Raw genomic sequence first — 3557 nt, forward strand, 5'->3', positions numbered from 1 at the left:
TTCCGGCTGAGCCAGGACGACAGCCGATGGCCTCGCCGCCGGCCCGTACGGGTGGACGGGTGCTGGCGACGGACCTGGCGCCCGGGCGGGGCGGATCCGCGGCTGCGGTGGAAAACGGTGGCGGGCATGGGAACCACGCTACGGTTGCGGGACTAAGCCCACCATGCGCAAAGGTTCCTATGTGGACAACGGTGGTGCCGGCGTCGGACATTGCCTGCCACAGCAGTGGAGGCGGGCTTCAGCTTGCGGCGGCAGCCGGTGCCGGTGCGGCTGCAGGCGCAGCCGGAGCAGCGGGTGCGGCAGAAACTGTGCTTCCCTTGGCGTCCCTGGAATCGGTGCGGTAGAAACCGGAGCCCTTGAACACGACGCCCACGCTGTTGAACTTCTTGCGCAGGGCTCCCTGGCACTCAGGGCAGGACGTCAGGGTGCTGTCCGTGAACGACTGGAAAATATCGAAGGCATGGCCGCAATCCTTGCAGGCGTACGCATACGTGGGCACTGGTGCTCCTCCTCTTGGACAAAACAGAGGTCCCGTGCTGCGTGAAGCGGAATCAACCGGTCATTAGCAGTCGCAGGGCCTGACTGCTAATTCTAGCATCCCCTCCGGGTACCACCTTCGAGGCGATACCTTACTCAGGAACCCTCAGCCAGCCTGACGAATCCTGACGGTGTCAGGGCCGCCGGAACTTTCCGGTCAAAGGGCTCAGCGGGAATGCTTCCGGCCGGCAGCAGCTCTGAATCGAAGACGATGGCTGCCAGCGGGATGTCCAGGCCCTGACCATCCAGGGACGCGAGCAGGACGTCGTAGTAGCCGCCGCCCTGGCCGATCCGGTTGCCGCTCCGGTCCACCGCCGTCGCGGGGATGTAGAGCGCGGACACCGTCGCCATGATCCCGAGGCCGTGGCGCGGTCCGGCGGGTTCCAGGACCGGGGCAAAACGGCTGCGGACAAATTCGACGGCGGGCGTCCAGTCCGCCCAGCTCAATCGCCTGCCGGGTTCACAGACCGGCAGCAGGACCCTGTGCCCCAGCCGGTGCAGCTCCTGGAGCAGGGGCAAGGTGGGCGGCTCCGGCACAACACCCAGATATGCACAGAACGTCGACGGCGTGCCACCTGCCAACTGCTGTGCCCAGGCAGAGCCGTGGAGGGCGAGGGTGGCGCCGGCCTTGTCCCGCTGGCCGTTATCGGTCGCGGCACGGCGCTCACGGTGGAGAGCGCGGATGCTTTCCTTGGTTTCTCTGTTGTCCCCGGACATACCGCTCCCTAATTACTGAATGAATCGCTCTGCCGTTAGATTAGTGCAGTGACTACCACTCAGCAGACAGTTCGTAAGGCCGTTATTCCTGCCGCCGGCCTTGGCACCAGGTTTTTGCCTGCAACGAAGGCGATGCCCAAGGAAATGCTGCCGGTGGTGGACAAGCCTGCTATCCAGTACGTGGTGGAAGAGGCAGTGAAGGTGGGCCTGAACGACATCCTCATGATCACCGGCCGCAACAAGCGCGCGCTCGAGGACCACTTCGACCGCGTTCCCTCGCTGGAGGACACCCTGTCCGCCAAGGGTGACACCGCAAAGCTCGAATCCATTCAGGCAGCCAGCAACCTCGGCGACATCCACTACGTCCGCCAAGGAGACCCAAACGGCCTCGGCCATGCGGTCCTCCGCGCCAAGCAGCATGTCGGGAACGAACCTTTTGCGGTTCTCCTCGGCGATGACCTCATTGACGCCCGGGACGAACTCCTGAGCACCATGATCGACGTCCAGGCCAAGACCGGCGGGTCCGTGGTGGCACTCATCGAGGTGGAGCCGTCCCAGATCAGCGCATATGGCTGCGCCGATGTTGAAGAAATTGACGGCGAAGGATACGTCCGGATCAACAAGCTTGTCGAAAAGCCGGACGTGGACGAGGCGCCGTCGAACCTCGCCGTCATTGGGCGTTACGTTCTCCACCCGGCTGTTTTCGAAGTCCTGGAGCGCACAGGTCCGGGCCGCGGCGGCGAAATCCAGCTGACGGACGCTCTGCAGGAGCTCGCTGCGGGGGATGCCGAAGGCCATGGCGTCTACGGCGTGGTCTTCCGCGGCCGCCGGTACGATACCGGGGACAAGCTCAGCTACCTGAAGGCCTGCGTTCAACTCGCCATTGACAGCGATGACCTCGGCCCCGGGCTCCGGGAATGGCTGCCGGGCTTCACTGCCGGCCTCGCCAAGTAACTGCCGTGCGCTCAGGACCCATCTGGCCCGTAACGCTGGAGTGCGGCGACCTGGTCCTGCGCCCCATCCGGTACCGGGACAAAAAAGATTGGACCCAGGTGCGGGCGCGCAACAATGAATGGCTGGCGCCGTGGGAGGCTTCGAACCCGATGCCTGGCGGCGGCCTGCCGGATTACCGGCAGATGGTCCGGTCCCTGAAAGCCCAGGCAGCCCAGGGAACTGCACTGCCCTTCCTCATCACCGAACGCACGTCCGCCTCATCGGTGCCTGTCATTGTCGGCCAGCTGACGGTCTCCTCGATTGTCTGGGGCTCGGCCATGATGGCCACGCTGGGTTACTGGGTTGACCAGGCCCGTGCCGGCCATGGCATCGCCCCAACAGCGGTTGCGATGGCCACAGACCATTGCTTCAAGGCGTTGGGTCTGCATCGGATGGAGATCAACATCCGTCCCGAGAACGGCCCCAGCCTGCGTGTTGTCGAGAAGCTCGGGTTCCGTGACGAGGGCTACCGGCCCCGCTTTCTTCATATCAACGGCGAGTGGGCAGACCACCGGACGTTCGCACTGACGGCCGACGAAATCCCGGAGGGGCTGCTGACCCGCTGGCTTGCTTCCAGGACCTGAGGCCGAACGCGCTTCCGGGACATAAATCCAATGATTTACCACGTTGCGGACGACACACCGCGGCTAATGCGGGAGCCGCCGCGGTAATGCTCATACGGTTTTGAGTGTGGACTTTCCCCTTAGCAGCTCAGTGATCCTTGTGGTTGCCGTCGTGCTGTGGATTGTGTGGGTCGCACCGTACATTCTTCGCAACCGCCGGCACCCGGTCCAGGCCGCTGCCGACTACCTGGCGGAAGTGCCAGCTTTTGAATCGGACCCGAGAGCCGGGATGGTACTCAACGTCGCCGCCCAGCAGGAGAACGCCATGGAGATCAGGAAGAGCACCGAAACCGCTTTGGAACCGGCCGGAAGTGCCAAACCGGGCGCGTTCCGGATCCGGTATGGCAGAACAGGCATTGCGCTCGTTGCCGTCGCAGCACTGCTCACTGCCTTTATTTCAGGCATTTTCCTCATCTTCGGAGTGGGTACGGCGATTCTGCCGCTCGCCTGCGTGGGCATCACAGTTTCGGCCCTCGTCCTGCTGCGCTTCCTGGCCGTTCGTGACCGCAAAGCCAAGGTGAATGCGGCGTTTCGCGAAGCAATGAGCGCCCCTCAGCGCCGTCAGGCTCCTGCCGGCCCCAGCGCCACTGTCCCCGAACCGGCCGCGGCACAGCCGGAGAGCCGGCTCTTCGACGCGGAGGCCCACCAGCCCGCTCCGAAGCCGCTGACGGCCGTGGAACTCCGGGA

General features: G+C 64.4%; 5 protein-coding genes. 3 read left to right on the forward strand and 2 right to left on the reverse strand.

Translation table 11 applies throughout. The features are described 5' to 3' along the window. Positions 1-238: 238 nt before the first annotated feature. Together DBR22_RS22125 and DBR22_RS22130 are read right to left on the reverse strand one after the other, a co-directional pair. Entirely contained in the window at positions 239-499 is a 261-nt protein-coding gene (locus DBR22_RS22125; protein WP_108600744.1) for an FmdB family zinc ribbon protein, read from the reverse strand. Positions 500-633: 134 nt separating this feature from the next. Continuing rightward, entirely contained in the window at positions 634-1254 is a 621-nt protein-coding gene (locus DBR22_RS22130) for a 5-formyltetrahydrofolate cyclo-ligase (RefSeq protein ID WP_108600745.1), read from the reverse strand. Between the two features lie 48 nt (positions 1255-1302). On the opposite strand from DBR22_RS22130, the gene galU reads away from it, so the two are divergent. The 3 genes from galU to DBR22_RS22145 form a co-directional block, all read left to right on the forward strand. After that, positions 1303-2208 carry a UTP--glucose-1-phosphate uridylyltransferase GalU gene (gene galU / locus DBR22_RS22135; protein ID WP_108600746.1) on the forward strand — a complete coding sequence of 302 codons (906 nt, stop codon included), beginning with the start codon at positions 1303-1305 and terminating at the stop codon, positions 2206-2208. A 5-nt stretch (positions 2209-2213) separates the two neighbouring features. Continuing rightward, positions 2214-2831: a GNAT family N-acetyltransferase gene (locus tag DBR22_RS22140; protein ID WP_258229392.1), complete on the forward strand. Its 618-nt coding sequence runs from the start codon at positions 2214-2216 to the stop codon at positions 2829-2831. Between the two features lie 106 nt (positions 2832-2937). Then, positions 2938-3557: hypothetical protein (locus DBR22_RS22145; protein ID WP_146187627.1), on the forward strand; the 620-nt coding region annotated here is incomplete at its 3' end.

The sequence above is a fragment of the Arthrobacter sp. HMWF013 genome (assembly GCF_003061105.1).
Lineage (GTDB): Bacteria > Actinomycetota > Actinomycetes > Actinomycetales > Micrococcaceae > Arthrobacter.